This is a genomic window from Variovorax sp. LjRoot130 (assembly GCF_964253755.1).
GTDB lineage: Bacteria > Pseudomonadota > Gammaproteobacteria > Burkholderiales > Burkholderiaceae_C > Variovorax.
This window is the reverse complement of record NZ_CAXURM020000002.1, coordinates 609,625-624,669: the sequence shown is the minus strand read 5'-3', so window position 1 is coordinate 624,669 and position 15,045 is coordinate 609,625. Positions and strand designations below refer to the sequence as shown.

15 protein-coding genes are annotated in these 15,045 nt (G+C 67.1%); 10 read left to right on the top strand and 5 right to left on the bottom strand.

What is annotated here, in order from left to right; translation table 11 throughout:
- Positions 1-276 precede the first annotated feature (276 nt).
- The 10 genes from ACSQ86_RS32705 to acs all read left to right on the top strand — a co-directional run bounded on the left by ACSQ86_RS32705 (position 277) and on the right by acs (position 10,881).
- The gene (locus ACSQ86_RS32705; protein WP_436310889.1) at positions 277-1,191 is read left to right on the top strand and encodes a LysR family transcriptional regulator; all 915 of its coding nucleotides are present in this window, start codon (positions 277-279) and stop codon (positions 1,189-1,191) included.
- A 161-nt stretch (positions 1,192-1,352) separates the two neighbouring features.
- Positions 1,353-2,726 carry an SLC13 family permease gene (locus ACSQ86_RS32700; RefSeq protein WP_436310510.1) on the top strand — a complete coding sequence of 458 codons (1,374 nt, stop codon included), beginning with the start codon at positions 1,353-1,355 and terminating at the stop codon, positions 2,724-2,726.
- 51 nt (positions 2,727-2,777) lie between these two features.
- Positions 2,778-4,460, top strand: a complete 1,683-nt coding sequence (mdcA, locus tag ACSQ86_RS32695; protein WP_436310509.1) for a malonate decarboxylase subunit alpha — start codon at positions 2,778-2,780, stop codon at positions 4,458-4,460.
- A 14-nt stretch (positions 4,461-4,474) separates the two neighbouring features.
- Positions 4,475-4,807 (top strand): malonate decarboxylase acyl carrier protein, encoded by a 333-nt coding sequence (mdcC, locus tag ACSQ86_RS32690; protein ID WP_436310508.1) that lies wholly within the window; start codon positions 4,475-4,477, stop codon positions 4,805-4,807.
- Complete coding sequence (locus tag ACSQ86_RS32685) at positions 4,804-5,682, top strand: biotin-independent malonate decarboxylase subunit beta (RefSeq protein ID WP_436310507.1); 879 nt, start codon at positions 4,804-4,806, stop codon at positions 5,680-5,682. Before mdcC ends, ACSQ86_RS32685 begins: the two co-directional genes overlap by 4 nt.
- Before the next feature lie 14 nt (positions 5,683-5,696).
- Positions 5,697-6,398, top strand: coding sequence for a biotin-independent malonate decarboxylase subunit gamma (gene mdcE, locus ACSQ86_RS32680; protein WP_436310506.1), 702 nt, complete (start codon positions 5,697-5,699; stop codon positions 6,396-6,398).
- A gap of 14 nt (positions 6,399-6,412) precedes the next feature.
- The gene (gene mdcG / locus ACSQ86_RS32675) at positions 6,413-7,096 is read left to right on the top strand and encodes a malonate decarboxylase holo-[acyl-carrier-protein] synthase (protein ID WP_436307035.1); all 684 of its coding nucleotides are present in this window, start codon (positions 6,413-6,415) and stop codon (positions 7,094-7,096) included.
- Positions 7,093-7,956 carry a triphosphoribosyl-dephospho-CoA synthase MdcB gene (gene mdcB / locus ACSQ86_RS32670; RefSeq protein ID WP_436307036.1) on the top strand — a complete coding sequence of 288 codons (864 nt, stop codon included), beginning with the start codon at positions 7,093-7,095 and terminating at the stop codon, positions 7,954-7,956. Before mdcG ends, mdcB begins: the two co-directional genes overlap by 4 nt.
- Entirely contained in the window at positions 7,953-8,861 is a 909-nt protein-coding gene (locus tag ACSQ86_RS32665; RefSeq protein WP_436307037.1) for an acyltransferase domain-containing protein, read from the top strand. The genes mdcB and ACSQ86_RS32665 overlap by 4 nt, the downstream gene beginning before the upstream one ends.
- A gap of 97 nt (positions 8,862-8,958) precedes the next feature.
- A complete protein-coding gene (acs, locus tag ACSQ86_RS32660) occupies positions 8,959-10,881 on the top strand; it encodes an acetate--CoA ligase (RefSeq protein WP_436310505.1) in 1,923 nt (640 codons plus the stop codon).
- 96 nt (positions 10,882-10,977) lie between these two features.
- Here the strand turns inward: acs and ACSQ86_RS32655 are convergent, their stop codons facing one another.
- The 5 genes from ACSQ86_RS32655 to ACSQ86_RS32635 are packed head-to-tail and all read right to left on the bottom strand — an operon-like array spanning position 10,978 to position 15,039.
- Positions 10,978-11,805, bottom strand: coding sequence for an enoyl-CoA hydratase (locus ACSQ86_RS32655; protein ID WP_436307038.1), 828 nt, complete (start codon positions 11,803-11,805; stop codon positions 10,978-10,980).
- A 1-nt stretch (position 11,806) separates the two neighbouring features.
- Positions 11,807-12,601, bottom strand: coding sequence for an enoyl-CoA hydratase/isomerase family protein (locus ACSQ86_RS32650; RefSeq protein WP_436307039.1), 795 nt, complete (start codon positions 12,599-12,601; stop codon positions 11,807-11,809).
- Between the two features lie 25 nt (positions 12,602-12,626).
- Positions 12,627-13,130 (bottom strand): hypothetical protein, encoded by a 504-nt coding sequence (locus ACSQ86_RS32645; protein WP_436307040.1) that lies wholly within the window; start codon positions 13,128-13,130, stop codon positions 12,627-12,629.
- Complete coding sequence (locus ACSQ86_RS32640; RefSeq protein ID WP_436307041.1) at positions 13,127-14,161, bottom strand: phosphotransferase family protein; 1,035 nt, start codon at positions 14,159-14,161, stop codon at positions 13,127-13,129. The genes ACSQ86_RS32645 and ACSQ86_RS32640 overlap by 4 nt, the downstream gene beginning before the upstream one ends.
- A complete protein-coding gene (locus ACSQ86_RS32635) occupies positions 14,158-15,039 on the bottom strand; it encodes an SDR family oxidoreductase (protein WP_436310504.1) in 882 nt (293 codons plus the stop codon). Before ACSQ86_RS32635 ends, ACSQ86_RS32640 begins: the two co-directional genes overlap by 4 nt.
- Between the last annotated feature and the right edge of the window lie 6 nt (positions 15,040-15,045).

Here is a 15,045-nt window from a genome sequence, read left to right as displayed (position 1 = left end):
TGGTCCAAGAGGTCGTGGACGACGCCGGCCTGGGCGCGCGGGTGGCAGCGATCGGCGCGCATGCGTCGCAGTGGTCGCCGACCTCTGTAGCGGTCACCAAGCGTGGTGGAAGGAGATGGGCGACGAGCTGTTCGCCAGGGCCGCCACTGCCGGCGGCTACCTGGGCGCCAGGAAGTTCACCAAGCGTAAGCCAGCAGCCGTACCCTGATGGCGCACGCGGACGGCGTGCAACCATCCTGGCTGCGGCTACGATTCGATTTTGATCCACAGGCTGCCATGCTTCCCCGCGTTGACGAAGAAGTCACATTCCGCAAGCTGGAGATTCTTCTGGCCTTCATGGAGGCCGGCAATCTCGCCCGCGCGGCCGAAAAGCTCGAGATCAGCGCCGTCAGCGTGCACCGCGCCTTGCATTCGCTGGAAACTGGGCTGCGCTGCGCGCTGTTCCGGCACGAAGGCCGCAACCTGCACCCGACTGAAGCCGCTCATGCGCTGGCGGAGGTGGCACGCGAGGTGCTTCGCACGATGTCCGCGGGCATCCGCGCTACGCGAGAAGTCGCCGGCTACTCGGCCGATCGGATCCGCATCGGCTCTCTTTATTCTCTGACGAGTCGCACGGTGCCGCAGCTGATCATGGGAATGAAACTGCGCAAGCCGGAACTGCACACCGAGCTCGTCCTCGGGTCCAATGCCGACCTGCTGCAGAAGCTTCGGGAAGGCGCGATCGATGCCGCCCTCATGGCGATCCCCGAAGATGCTTCCGACGTCGAATCGGAGCCGCTGTTCCAGGACGACATCCAGTTCGCCGCACCAGTGGACTCTCCTTATTCAGCGCAGAAGGAGATCGACCTGAGCGCCTGCGCCGGCGAGCGCTTCGTGAGCCTGAGCGAAGGCTTCGTCACCTACAGCGGTTTTATGGAGTCGTTTCGTGTGGCCGGCTTCACACCGAACGTGGTGATGAAGACGGGCGACATCTTCTCCCTGATGAACCTGGTAAGCGGGGGCGTCGGCTACACGCTGTTGCCGGGCCGTGTGCGCGGCGCCATGCCTCAGAAGGTGCAGTTGATCCCGTTGCAGCCCAAGTACCTGATGCGCCAGACCATCGCGCTCAACTTTCTGCGCACTCGCGAACGCGATCCCAACCTGCTCGCGTTGCTGTCAGTGTGCCGCCTGGCGAAGGCGGAACTCGGCTGAACGGGAGCCATCGACTGGGCTCGGGTTAACCCTCGATCGTTTCAATTCGCGTAAGGATCGACGCGACAGCTTCATTGATCGTCCTGGAGGGGGTGCGTACCTTACGCACCCAGATGCACAGCCCGATGCGTCGAACCCCAAAACCCCCCGGAGACGCATTGATGACTTCTCATTGGATCTCGATCTACGCACTGGTGGGCATGTTCGTGCTCGCCACGGTGCTGCCGATCAACATGGGCGTGATCGCCTTCGTCGGTGCATTCCTGGTCGGCACGCTGGTGGCCGGCATGAACGCCAAGGCGATCATGGGCGGCTTCCCCGCCGACCTGTTCCTCACCCTGGTCGGCATCACCTACCTGTTCGCGCTGGCGCAGAACAACGGCACCATCGATTGGCTCGTCAAGCTGGCGGTGCGCGCGGTGCGCGGGCGCATCGCCGCGATTCCTTGGATCATGTTCTTCATCGCCGCGCTGCTCACTTCGGTGGGTGCGGTCAGCCCCGCGGCGGTGGCCATCATCGCGCCGATCGCGCTCGGCTTTGCCGCCAAGTACGGCATCAATCCGCTGCTCATGGGGCTCATGGTCGTGCACGGCGCGCAAGGCGGCGGCTTCTCGCCGATCAGCATCTACGGCGGCATCACCAACAAGATCGTCGCCAAGGCCGGCCTGCCGCTCAACGAGATCGCGACGATGCTGGCAAGCCTCGGCGTCAACCTGTCCGTGTCGCTGCTGCTGTTCTTCCTCATGGGCGGCATGAAGCTGCTGCGCCAGAAGGCCGACGTGACCGGCGCAGTGCCGGCAACGCGCCGCACGGCGCATGCACAGGGCGGAGCGCAGGTGTTCGGCGATGCGGAGGCCGAATCGTTCGCGGAAGAGCGCCGCGTCGCGACTGCGGCTGGCGAGTCGCTCATGGACGCGGCGCCGGCGGTCCCGGCCGACCAGGGTTCGCGCCTCTACCAGATTGTCACCGTGCTAGGCCTGCTGGCGCTGGCCGTGCTGACGCTGTTCTTCAAGCAGGACATCGGCTTCGTCTCGATCACCATCGGCCTCTTGCTGACGCTGATGGCGCCCAATCTCCAGAAGCGCGCCCTGGGCCAGGTGTCGTGGCCCGAGATCATGCTGATCGTGGGTGTCAGCACCTACGTGGGCGTGATGGACAAGATGGGCACCATCGATTTCGTGGGCCACAGCGTGGCCGGTCTCACCTCGCCCATGGTGGCCGCGTTGCTGTTGTGCTTCGTCGGTGCCGTGGTCTCGGCCTTCGCCTCGTCGACCGCGGTGCTCGGCTCGCTGATCCCGCTGGCGGTGCCGTTCCTGCAGGGCGATGCCGGCGTCAGCGCGGTCGGCTTCATCGCGGCGATGGCCGTGTCCTCGACCATCGTCGACGTCAGTCCGTTCTCCACCAATGGCGCCCTGGTGCTCGCCAATGCCAAGGGCGTGGACCGCGACGTGTTCTTCCGGCAGCTGATGGTGTACGGCGCCATCGTGACCCTGGTGGCCCCCGTGGTGGTGTGGCTGCTCTTCGTGGTGCTGTGAGGCGCCGCCTTTTCGACTGAACTTCATCCCCTTCATCCTCCTCAACCTCCCATGAATTCCAGTTCCTGGACCTCCAAGGCCGACGACCGCGCCGCGCGACTCGCGCGCGCAGCCAACGCCCTCGGGAATCGGCTCGCCGGCAAGCGCGTCGATACCGAGGCCATCGCCACCCTGCTCGAGTCGGTGCTCTCGCCCGGGGACCGTGTCTGCCTCGAGGGCAACAACCAGAAGCAGGCCGACTTCCTGGCGCAGGCGCTGGTGCAGGTCGATCCGCAGCGGGTCCATGACCTGCACATGGTGCAGTCGGTGCTGGCGCTGCCCGAGCACCTGGACATCTTCGAGAACGGCGTGGCCGCCCGACTGGACTTCAGCTTCTCGGGGCCGCAGGGCGCGCGCCTGGCCAAGCTGGTGTCGGCCGGGCGCATCGAGATCGGCGCGATCCACACCTACCTCGAGTTGTTCGCGCGCTACTTCGTCGACCTGACGCCCAAGGTCGCGCTGGTCGCGGCGCAGGCGGCCGACGCCGAAGGCAATCTCTACACCGGCCCCAACACCGAAGACACGCCGGCCATCGTCGAGGCCACGGCGTTCTCCGGCGGCATCGTGATCGCGCAGGTGAACGAACTGGTCGACGGCAAGACCACGACGCTGCCGCGCATCGACATCCCGGCCGGCTGGGTGAGCTTCGTCGTGAAGGCGCCGCGCCCGAACTTCATCGAGCCGCTCTTCACGCGCGACCCGGCGCAGATCAGCGAGGTCCAGGTGCTGATGGCGATGATGGCGATCAAGGGCATCTATGCCGAGTACGGCGTGCAGCGCCTGAACCACGGCATCGGCTTCGACACCGCGGCCATCGAGTTGCTGCTGCCGACCTATGCCGAGTCGCTGGGCCTCAAGGGCAAGATCGGCAAGCACTGGGCGTTGAACCCGCACCCGGCATTGATCCCGGCGATCGAGGCGGGATGGGTCGAATCGGTGCACTCCTTCGGCTCCGAGCTCGGCATGGAGGACTACATCCGCGCGCGCTCCGACGTGTTTTTCACCGGCCCCGACGGCAGCCTGCGCAGCAACCGGGCGTTCTGCCAGGCGGCCGGCCACTACGCCTGCGACATGTTCATCGGCTCGACCTTGCAGATCGACCTCGACGGCAACAGCTCCACCGCGACACTGGGCCGCATCGCCGGTTTCGGCGGTGCGCCCAACATGGGCGCCGACGCGCGCGGCCGGCGCCATGCCAGCCCGGCCTGGCTCAAGGCCGGGCGCGAGGCGCGTGCCGGGCGCAGCGGCGCGGCCGGCACGCCGCGCGGCCAGAAGCTGGTCGTGCAGATGGTCGAGACCTTCCGCGAGCACATGCAGCCGGCCTTCGTTGAAAAGCTCGACGCCTGGACGCTGCAGGAGCAGGCCGGCATGGACCTGCCGCCGATCATGATCTACGGCGACGACGTCTCGCACATCCTCACCGAAGAAGGCATCGCCAACCTGCTGCTGTGCCGCAGCGACGCGGAGCGCGAGCAGGCGATCCGCGGCGTGGCCGGCTACACCGCGGTCGGTTTGGCGCGCGACAGGCGCGCAGTGGAGAACCTGCGCGACCGCGGCGTCATCCGCCGGCCGCAGGACCTGGGGATCGACCCACGCCAGGCCACGCGCAACCTGCTGGCCGCCCGCAGCATGCGCGACCTGGTGCGCGCCTCGGGCGGGTTGTACCAGCCACCCAAGCGCTTCAGAAACTGGTAACAGGAGATTCGACCATGAGCGACGTTCCCGCAGGGCTCGAAACCCTGGACTTTTTCTTCTCCGGCGGCCGGCCGGCCGGCGCCTTTGCGCCAGTGCTGGTCGGCGTCGTCGGCTCCGGCAACCTCGAAGTGATGCTCGAGCCGGCCGACGGCAATGACTGCGCAGTGCGCGTCGAGACCTCGGCGCGCGGCTTCGGCCCGATCTGGCAGGCCGTGATGAACGACTTCCACGCGCGCCATCCGCTGGCCGGCGTGCGCGTCTCGATCAACGACATGGGCGCCACGCCCGCGGTGGTGAGCCTGCGGCTCGACCAGGCCGTAGCCGAGATCACCGGAGGCAAGCCATGATCAGCTATGCCGAATGCTCGGCGCGCGAGCGGCTGGCGCTGCTGCTCGATCCCGGCAGTTTTCACGAGTGGCTGCCACCGAGCGAACGGGTCACCAGCCCGCACCTGGCGCAGCTCGGCGTGCCATCGGCCTTCGACGACGGCGTGGCGATCGGCCGCGCGACGCTCGACGGCCACGAGGTCTTCGTGGCCGCGCAGGAAGGCGCGTTCATGGGCGGCGGCGTCGGCGAGGTCCACGGCGCCAAACTGGTCGGACTGCTGCAGCGCGCCCTGCGCGACCGGCCGGCGGCGGTGCTGTTGCTGGCCGAATCAGGCGGCGTGCGATTGCACGAGGCCAATGCCGGATTGATCGCGGTGTCGGAAGTGATGCGCGCACTGCTTGACGTGCGTGCCGCCGGAATCCCGGTGATCGTGCTGATCGGTGGCGCCAACGGCTGCTTCGGCGGCATGGGCATCGTGGCGCGCTGTGCCGACCACATCGTGATGAGCGATGCGGGGCGCCTGGCGATGTCGGGGCCCGAGGTGATCGAGGCATCCCACGGCGTGGAGGAATTCGATTCGCGCGACCGTGCGCTGGTCTGGCGCACGACCGGCGGCAAGCACCGCTGGCTGACCGGTGACTGCGACGCGCTGGTCGAGGATGACGTCGCGGAATTCCGCGCGGCGGCTGTCGCGGCGATCGATGCGTCGAAGCCATTGACCCTCGCGGCGCTGGAGGAGGAGCACGCGTTGCTCACGGCGCGCCTGCACGCACTGCCCTCTGACACGGTCGGCCGCGATGAAGCGACGCTGCTCTGGAGCGCACTCGGCATCGCCGACGCGCAGCGGGTCCCGGAGCTTCCGGTGGAAGCCATGCGCGCGCTGCGCGCTTACTAACCGAGGCGCATCACATGCAATGGAATTCCCTTGTCACCCAGCTCTTCGGCTCATACCACGGCATGCGCGCGGACGGCGACTTTCTACAGGGCGAGGTGATGTTCGAAGGCGAGCCGCTTACGGTGATCGGCACCACGAATCACGCGCCGATCGGGGTCCGGCTCGCGCTGGCCCAGGCCCGTGTGGTGCTCGACACCATCAAGCAGCACCCAGGTCGGCCTATCCTGCTGCTGATCGACACGCAGGGCCAGCAGCTGCGCCGACGCGATGAATTGCTCGGCATCAACCGTGCGATGGCGCACCTCGGCGCGAGCATCGACCTGGCGCGGCGCCGCGGCCACCGCGTGATCGGCCTGGTGTACGACCAAGCCCTCTCCGGCGGCTTCATCACCTCGGGGTTGATTGCCGACGCCTGCTACGCGCTGCCGGATGCCGAGATCCGGGTGATGCGTATTCCCGCCATGGCGCGCGTGACCAAGCTGCCAGAGGACAAGCTCACGGCGTTGTCGAAGTCCAACCCGGTATTCGCACCGGGCGTGCGGAACTACGTGGCGATGGGGGGCGTGCGTGCGCTGTGGGAGGGAGACTTGCAGGCCGCGCTGCACGATGCGCTGGCCCATACGCCGACGCAAGATCGGCGCGCGCAGGACGGCGCCGAGCGCGGTGGACGCCAGCTTGCCGCCGCCGTCGTGCAGCGGGTGCTGGACGCCGCCTGACCGTCGCAAGCGCCATGGTCTTCCTGCGCCGCCACCAACTCGCCCGGCTCTCGGAGGCTGGGTGGTCCGCCGTCCTCGCCCGGCCCTGGGACAGGCATGCGCGCGACTGCCTGACGCATTGGGCGACGCATCGACTGCCGCTGGTGGTGACACGTCAGTCAATCGACGCCGCCGCCAACGGATGGATCGCACTGGGTCTGCCGTCGCCTGAGCGTTGGGAAAAGCGTCGGCTGGCGCTGCAGGTGTCGCGCGCTGCGGTGCTTGGCCTTGACGAGTTCCCGCGCCTTGCCGAAATCCAAGGGCTGCTGCCGCCGTCGGCGCGACGCGCGGTGAGCGATCTTGGTGACGAGCTCGACGCGTGCCATGCGGCAGCGCGCGTCTTCGGAAGCTACGGCTGGCAAGCGATCAGCGGTCTCGATCACGTGCGGCCGGACTCCGATCTCGACATGTGTTTGGCGGTCGACGGAGCGGCGCACGGGGATGCTGTGACGCGTGCGCTCCAGTCCTTCAGCACCACACGGCCCCGGCTGGACGGCGAGCTCGTGTTCGGCGACGGCGCGGCAGTGGCGTGGCGCGAATGGGCCGCATGGCGCGCCGGACGCACGCGGGCGGTGATGGTCAAGCGAATGGACGGCGTGACCCTGCAGCGCGACACCGCATGGTGCCAACGTGTCGCATTGCCGGAGTTGGACGAATGACGACCGTTGCGCTTTCATTGCAACCGGATCCGCGGCTCACGCCCGCGGCGATCGGGCGCGCGGCCACGCTTGCGCTGTATGACGAGCTGTCGCTGACACCCAAGCCCGGACTGGTGACATTGATCGACTGCGGCAGCCACGAAGACATGGACGCGCACACCTTCATGCGCAGCCTGTTCGCGCTGCGCCGCTACTTCGCCCAGATCGCCGAAGGCGGCTTCGGCGGCGCAGATTTCGCCCTGCTGGAGCGGTACGGTATTGCCGCGGAAGCACGCATGCTCGCCGCCACCGGTGGCATCAACACGCATCGCGGCGCGATCTTCATGCTCGGCCTGCTGTGCGCCGCGGCGGGCGCCGCCCTGCGTGAGCACGGCGGCGCATTGCATCCACTTCAACTGCGTGATGCGTTGCGCCGGGACTGGGGCGATGCCCTGGCCACGCGCAGCCGACGCCCACCCACCCTGCCCGGGGGCATCGCCGCACGCCGTCACGGCCTGCGCAGCGCGTCCGAAGAGGCGGCGCTGGCGTTCCCGGTGCTGTTCGAGACGGCGCTACCCGCGCTGAGGGCCGCGCTGGCCCGCGGCCTGACGTCGCAACAGGCTCGGCTCGACACCTTGTTCCACATCATGGCGGTCCTGGACGACAGCAATCTCGCGCACCGCGGCGGCCTCGACGGCCTGCGCCACGCCCAGCGTGCTGCGCGCGGCTTTCTGGATCGAGGGGGCATTGCGCGGCCGGACGGCATTCAGGAGGCGAGAGCCATTGCAAAAGCCTTTGTCGCGAGGCGACTGTCGCCCGGTGGCGCGGCAGACACGCTCGCCGCGGCCTGCTGGATCACTCGCGTGTGTTCAAGCCAATGAGCTTTGCTCTGGTTTTTTCCGGCCAGGGAACCCAGCATCCTGCGATGCTGCCCTGGTTGGCGGACGATGAACACGTGCGCGACACGTGCGCGCGCCTCGGCGTCGACGACTGGCGGCGCGCCCTCGCGGAACCTGTCTGGGCAGAGCGCAACGACAACGCGCAGACGCTGCTGACGGGCCTCGCCTTGGCGGCCTGGGGTCAATTGGCGCCACTCATTTCGTCGCCGGCGGCAGTGGCCGGTTACAGCGTCGGCGAGTTGGCGGCCTTCAGTGCGGCCGGCGTGATCGAGCCCGCCACGGCTGCGGCCCTGGCGCCCCTGCGGGCCGAGGCCATGGATCGGTGCGCTGCTTGCGTGCCCGGCGGGCTCCTCGCCGTCAGCGGTATTTCCGAGCCGGAGCTCGAGCGGCTGCGCGTCGAGGCCGGCCTTGAGCTCGCCATCCGCAATGGCGGCCCGAACGTGATCCTCGGCGGCCCGCTGGTCGCGTTGGAAAACGCCGAACGCATGGCCCTGGCCGCCGGCGCGCAGTGCACGCGCTTGCGGGTCAATGTGGCATCGCACACGTCCTGGATGCGCGACGCGGCAGAGAGTTTCTCGCGCACGCTGGCGGATGTGCCCTTCCGCGCGCCGCAAGTCGCGTTGTTCAGCAACGCGGCGGACCGCATCCGGGATGCAAGTTCGGCCAGGGCTGCGCTGGCCGCCCAGATCGCTCGAACGGTTCGTTGGGACGAATGCATGGAGAACGTTATGGCCAGGCAGGTGCGTTGCGTGCTGGAAATAGGTGCGGGCCAGGCGCTGTCGCGCATGTGGAATCAGCGCTGGCCCACCGTCCCGGCTCGCGCCTGCGACGACTTTCGCAGTGCTGCAGCGGTTGCAGCCTGGCTGAACAGCCATGCGGACCGATGAATCGACCCCGTCCGTTGGACGTCTTAGCTCAAGGTTACACAGGAGATCTACCGTGAACGAGAAAGAAACAAGGACCCATCCGATTCCAGTCCCAGATATGAATGACGCCCATGTGCCCGGCATAGCGGCCTACGACAAGCTGGTGGCCGAGGCCGATGCCGATCACAGCGCCTACTGGTCGCGCCTCGCGCGCGAGTTCCTGATCTGGAAGACGCCGTTCACGAAGGGGCTCGACGACAGCCGGGCGCCGTTCTTTGAATGGTTCGAGGATGGCACGCTGAACGTCTCGTACAACTGCCTCGATCGTCAGGTCGAGCGCGGCCTGGGCGACAAGACGGCGATCATCTTCGAGGCCGACGACGGGCAGGTGACGCGCGTCAGCTACCGCGAGCTGCTGGCGCGCACCTGCCGCATGGCCAATGCGCTGAAGGCGCGCGGCGTCAAGAAGGGCGACCGCGTGGTCATTTACATGTCGATGAGCATCGAGGGAGTGGTCGCGATGCAGGCCTGCGCGCGCATCGGGGCCACGCATTCGGTGGTCTTCGGCGGCTTCTCGGCGCAGAGCCTGCGCGACCGCATCCAGGATGTCGGCGCAGTGATGGTCATCACCGCCGACGAGCAGCTGCGCGGCGGCAAACAACTGCCGCTCAAGGCGATCGTCGACGACGCCATCGCCCTGGGTGGCTGCGAGAGCGTGAAGGATGTCCTCGTCTACCAGCGCACCGGCGGCCCGATCGGCTGGAACCCCGCGCGCGACCGCTGGCTGCACGAGGAAATGAAAGACCGGGCCGAGACCTGCGAACCCGAATGGGTGGGTGCCGAGCATCCCCTGTTCGTGCTGTACACCTCAGGCTCGACCGGCAAGCCCAAGGGCGTGCAGCATTCCAGCGGCGGGTACCTGCTGCACGCGGCGTTGACCACGAAGTGGACCTTCGACCTGAAGGACGACGATGTGTTCTGGTGCACCGCCGACATCGGCTGGGTCACTGGCCACACCTACATCGCCTACGGCCCGCTCGCGCTGGGCGCAACCGAGGTCGTGTTCGAGGGCGTGCCCACCTATCCCGACGCAGGCCGCTTCTGGAAGATGATCCAGGACCACAAGGTCAGCGTGTTCTACACCGCGCCCACTGCCATCCGCTCGCTGATCAAGGCAGCTGAGGCTGACGAGGCGGTGCATCCGAAGCGCTACGACCTGTCGAGCCTGCGCATCCTGGGCTCGGTCGGTGAGCCGATCAATCCCGCTGCCTGGGAGTGGTTCCACCAGCACATCGGCGGCGGCCGCTGCCCGATCGTCGACACGTTCTGGCAGACCGAGACCGGCGGCCACATGATCACGCCGCTGCCGGGCGCGACGCCGCTGGTCCCGGGCTCCTGCACCCTGCCCTTCCCGGGCATTGCCGCGGCAATCGTCGACGAGACGAGCACCGACGTGCCCAACGGCCAGGGAGGCATCCTGGTGGTCAAGAAGCCCTGGCCAAGCATGATCCGCACGATCTGGGGCGACCCGGAGCGCTTCAAGGCGAGCTACTACCCGCCGGAGCTCAAGGGCTACTACCTCGCTGGCGATGGCGCCATCCGCGATGCAACGACGGGTTACTTCACGATCACCGGCCGCATCGACGATGTGCTCAACGTCTCGGGGCATCGGATGGGCACGATGGAGATCGAATCTGCGCTGGTGTCTTGCACCGATCTGGTGGCGGAAGCCGCGGTGGTCGGCCGCCCCGACGAAACCACGGGCGAGGCGATCTGTGCCTTTGTCGTGCTGAAGGGTCCCCGCCCGAGCGGCGAGGAGGCGAAGAAAATCGCCAATGAACTGCGCAACTGGGTCGCCAGGGAGATCGGCCCGATCGCCAAGCCCAAGGACATCCGCTTCGGCGACAACCTGCCGAAGACGCGCAGCGGCAAGATCATGCGCAGGCTGCTGCGCTCCGTCGCCAAGGGCGAAACCATCACGCAGGACACGTCGACGCTAGAGAACCCGGCGATTCTGGAGCAGTTGGCCCAGAGGAACTGAGACGGTCGACCAGGCCTTCGGCCCGACCGATGAACCTCTCGACAAAATGCCCGCGAGTTCACCTCGATCCTGCGTGGAAGTTCGCCGACCCATCAATCAACAACCCATGCCCTTCGACAAAGTCTCCCCTGGCAAAGACGCTCCTGAAGCCTTCAACGTCATCATTGAAATCTTCCGCATCGCCAAGCGGCGCTCCTCGATTTGCGCACGCGTCACACCCGTGTTGTTGGAAACAGAGGCCTCGCGCTCCAGGATCAACGCGTCCGGCAGCGAGCGCTCGTCCTCCTGCTCCAGCAGGCGCTTGTAAAGCTTGAGAGTCTCAGGCACGCCGCTGAGCATCAGGGTGGCCAGCGTCACCGCGGTCGGCAGCAACTGCGCGGCCGGTACAACCTGGTTCACCATTCCCCAGCTGTATGCTTCGTTCGCATCGAAGAAGCGCCCCGAGAAGGCGAGCTCCTTCGCCCGGTGCAGTCCCACGCGGCGCGCGAGCCGGACCGAGCCTCCCCAGCCCGGCAGCAGTCCGACCTGCACGTGCGTATCGGCGAAGCACGCTTCGCTCGAGGCGATCAAAACATCGCATGCGAGTGCGATCTCCAGCCCGCCGGTGATCGCGAAGCCGTTGACCGCACCAATGACCGGGCCGCTGAAGCGCGCCAGCGCAGTCACCGCATCGGCTTCATACGCGCCCGCCGCCGCGGGCAGACCGTCGGCACCCCATTCATCGAGGTCGAGTCCGCAGCTGAACGCGCGACCAGTCCCCGTGAGCACCAGCACCCGGACATCGGCGTCGGCCTCCAGCATATCGACTGCCTCCAGCAATTCAGCCCGCAGCGCGAGCGACAAGGCATTGAGCTTGTCAGGCCGATTGAAGCGCAGGATCGCGACGCCGGCGATCGGATGTTCCACGAGCAGGTTCTGATGCATGTCAGCGTCCCCGAAAGGACGCCTTGCGCCGCTCGAACATCGCCGCCACGCCCTCCTGGGCATCCTCCGTGGCCGAGATACGCGCCAGCGTCAGCGCCTCGTCCTCCAGCTGTGCCTCCAGCTGCGCATGACCCGCACGCAGGAAGAGCCGCTTGATTTCGCCATAGGCCAGGGTCGGCCCAGTGGCCAGGCGCACAGCGATCTCACGGGCCGAATCCGTGAGCTGCGCATCGGGCACGACCTGGTCGGCCAAGCCCGCAGCCAACGCTTCAGCGCTGGACAGGACCTCTCCCATGAGCACGAAGCGTCGTGCGCGCGCCGCTCCCATACGAAACGTCAGCGTGACGCTGGAGCCGGAGTCACAGCTGAAGCCGAGGTGGGAGAACGCCGAGCCGAAGCGCGCCGACTCGGCCGCCACCACCACGTCGCACCCGGCCAGCAAACCCACCGCGCCGCCCATGGCCCAGCCCTGCACCTCGGCCACGATCGGCACCGGCAGCTGCCAGGCGCGCGAGAGTCCCACATGAAAATCGCTGGTCAGCCGCCGCACCATTGCAGGCAGCGCATGGCGAACCGGATGAAAGGTCTTGAGATCGCCGCCGAAGCTGAAATTCGAGCCCTCCGCGCGCAACAGCACAGCGCGCAGGCCCTGCGTGTCCCAGAGTTCGAGAAAGACTTCCTTGAAGTCTCGCGTGAAATCGCCGTCGATCGGGTTGCCGCGCGCGGGCTGGGTTAGCGTCACCGTCGCGAGGCCGTTTTCGATGTCGAGTCGCAGCGAAGAGAGATTCGTTGTCATTCGGGTTCTCCAGGTTCGGAATCGCTCATGGCTTTGCCTGCACCTCTACGCCGCTGGACATCTCCGCAAACATCGGCCTCGGCGAATACTTGAGCTCGAGATCGAGTTCGGTGCGCATGCAAGCGCGGGCTAGTTGCTCGACGTCGGCCACGAGCGTCGGTTCCAGGCTCTCACGCTCGGCGGCGAGCCATGCCAGCAGTTCCACGATTGCGCGATTCCCGCCATCGCGAAGGGATGCGAGCTCGGTGGGTGTGATCGGTTGCGGGACTTCGTCGATCGGCAACGTCGGCGCGGTCACCGTGCCGCTCTCTTGCAGCAACGCGCCGATCCGGGCGAAGGTGTGACGCTGCGCATCGACCTGAGCCCACAGGAAGTTCGTCGACCAGTCCGCGCGAACCTTGAAGGTGTTGAGCAGGTTGATGACGCCGAAGACCTGCCCGCGCGCGAAGTCGTCATCCAGCCGGGTCAGCACTTCGCCGCGCAAGGTCGCGCACATGCCATCGATCAGGCGTACGAAGGAGTTGTTCATGAAGCGGCCTCGATCGTCTTTTCCATCTGGCGCAAGCAGGTAGCGATCTGGCTGCCCATCGCCGGCATGCGCATGTCGTTGAAGCGCCCTTCCTCGAAGCAGCGCGCAGCCGCCATGTGCGTGGCGGCGAGCTTGAGCAGCGACAGCGCCTGGTAGTAGCGCACCGACGCCATCGAGACATCGAAGCCGGCCTTCTCGCCGTAGCGCGCATAGAACCAGTCGGGCTCGGCCAGCCGGCTGATCAGCTTGCTGCCGCCCATGTACATCGGCAGGCTGGCCCAGCCCAGGTCTTCATGTGGGTCGCCCAGATGCACGAGTTCCCAGTCGAGGATCGAGGTGATGCGCCCGTTCTGTTCGAGAAAGTTTCCGGTCCGGTAGTCGCCGTGCACGATCGCCACATGCGGCGCCACCGGGCAGTGCGCCTTCAGCCAGCGGATGCCCCAATCGACCAGCGGATAAGGGCGCATCGCCCAGCGGTCGATCTGTGTTTCCCAGTACTCGACGTTCACCCGGGCAGCAGTTGCGGGCGTGATGCCCCGCGCCGTCGCAGCGATCGGCTTGTCCTGCCATGGCACGCGGTGCAGGGCGGCCAGCACATCGATGAACTGCTCTGCCAATTGCCTGCGATAGCCCTCCTCCAGTCCGGGTTGACCGGCGGAAACCCACGGCACCACGGTCTCCCCCGCCACCTTCTCGCAGAACAGGAACGGCGCCCCGAGAATGGCCGGATCGTCGCTGCTCCAGTAGGCGCGCGGCAACGGCACGGCGCTGCCCTCCAGCGAGCGCATGGCCTGCACCTGCGGCCCAGCGCTGTAGGGGGCGAAGAGGCCGTAGTCCGGTCCGAGCCGCAGGATCAGCTCTTGCGTGTCTTCATGGTCGGGAAGACCGGTCACGGGAACCGAGAAAGTCAGCCACGAGAAGCCGACCGGAAATCGCCGGACCGTCCCCACTTGAACGGCAGATCCCACCTGCTGCGCGAGGTAGTGCGCGATCCGTTCTGCGAGCGCGGATTCGTCGCCGATCGTGCTCATGGTTCCGTCTCTTTCTGCGCTTGCAGCATTTCCGGCATCCGGGCCCGGTGGAAGCCTTCGAAGGGCTGGCTGTTCTGGTGCGCCTGCAGCTTCCAGGTCCCGCGTGCGTTGGGTGTTCCGCCGTCCACACGGACGCAGGAGCCTGTGATGTATGCCGCCGCGGGCGAAAGAAGAAAGACGATGGCGGCCGACAGCTCGGCTTCGGTGCCGTAGCGCTGCAGCGGCACGGTGGGCGGGTACTCGCGGATCTTCGCCTTGGCTTCGGGCGTGTAGGTGTCGAAGCCGCTGGATGCGATGCCGCCAGGCGCCACCGTGTTCACGCGCACGCCCGACGCGGCCCACTCGCAGGCCGCCGTTTCGCTGAGCGTGAGCATGCCGCCGCGCGCCGCGCCCGAGTGCGCGTAGTCGGGCCAACCGTGCCAGATGTCGGCGATGATGTTGACGATCGCGCCGCCGTGCGCCTTCATCCAGCGCAGGTAGGCCTCGCGCATCACGATGAAACCGCCGGTCAGGTTGATTCGCACCACAGCTTCGAAGCCTTTGGTCGAAAGGGTCTCCATCGGCGCCCGGTACTGCCCGCCTGCGTTGTTCACCAGGCCATCGATGCGGCCATGCTGCGCCAGCACGGCGTCGATGGAAGCTATGACCTGGGTTTCATCCCGGATGTCGCAGACGTGCGTACTGCACCGGCCCCCGTCCGCCTCGATTTCCCCTCGCACGGCCTCGAGCTTCTCCGCCGTGCGGCCCCAGATGGCAACCGTTGCACCCAGCGATGCGAGCTCGTGCGCGGTGCAGCGGCCAATACCGCTGCCGCCGCCGGTCACGATGACGATCCGGCCGGCAAACAAGCCGGCGCGAAACACGGACTGATAGGGCATGTCGAT

Bases quoted from the DNA above. Each gene is read 5' to 3' on its own strand.
- ACSQ86_RS32705 (WP_436310889.1), top strand. From the start codon at position 277: ATGCTTCCCCGCGTTGACGAAGAAGTCACATTCCGCAAGCTGGAGATT.
- ACSQ86_RS32700 (WP_436310510.1), top strand. From the start codon at position 1,353: ATGACTTCTCATTGGATCTCGATCTACGCACTGGTGGGCATGTTCGTG.
- mdcA (WP_436310509.1), top strand. From the start codon at position 2,778: ATGAATTCCAGTTCCTGGACCTCCAAGGCCGACGACCGCGCCGCGCGA.
- mdcC (WP_436310508.1), top strand. From the start codon at position 4,475: ATGAGCGACGTTCCCGCAGGGCTCGAAACCCTGGACTTTTTCTTCTCC.
- ACSQ86_RS32685 (WP_436310507.1), top strand. From the start codon at position 4,804: ATGATCAGCTATGCCGAATGCTCGGCGCGCGAGCGGCTGGCGCTGCTG.
- mdcE (WP_436310506.1), top strand. From the start codon at position 5,697: ATGCAATGGAATTCCCTTGTCACCCAGCTCTTCGGCTCATACCACGGC.
- mdcG (WP_436307035.1), top strand. From the start codon at position 6,413: ATGGTCTTCCTGCGCCGCCACCAACTCGCCCGGCTCTCGGAGGCTGGG.
- mdcB (WP_436307036.1), top strand. From the start codon at position 7,093: ATGACGACCGTTGCGCTTTCATTGCAACCGGATCCGCGGCTCACGCCC.
- ACSQ86_RS32665 (WP_436307037.1), top strand. From the start codon at position 7,953: ATGAGCTTTGCTCTGGTTTTTTCCGGCCAGGGAACCCAGCATCCTGCG.
- acs (WP_436310505.1), top strand. From the start codon at position 8,959: ATGAATGACGCCCATGTGCCCGGCATAGCGGCCTACGACAAGCTGGTG.
- ACSQ86_RS32655 (WP_436307038.1), bottom strand. From the start codon at position 11,805: ATGCATCAGAACCTGCTCGTGGAACATCCGATCGCCGGCGTCGCGATC.
- ACSQ86_RS32650 (WP_436307039.1), bottom strand. From the start codon at position 12,601: ATGACAACGAATCTCTCTTCGCTGCGACTCGACATCGAAAACGGCCTC.
- ACSQ86_RS32645 (WP_436307040.1), bottom strand. From the start codon at position 13,130: ATGAACAACTCCTTCGTACGCCTGATCGATGGCATGTGCGCGACCTTG.
- ACSQ86_RS32640 (WP_436307041.1), bottom strand. From the start codon at position 14,161: ATGAGCACGATCGGCGACGAATCCGCGCTCGCAGAACGGATCGCGCAC.
- ACSQ86_RS32635 (WP_436310504.1), bottom strand. From the start codon at position 15,039: ATGCCCTATCAGTCCGTGTTTCGCGCCGGCTTGTTTGCCGGCCGGATC.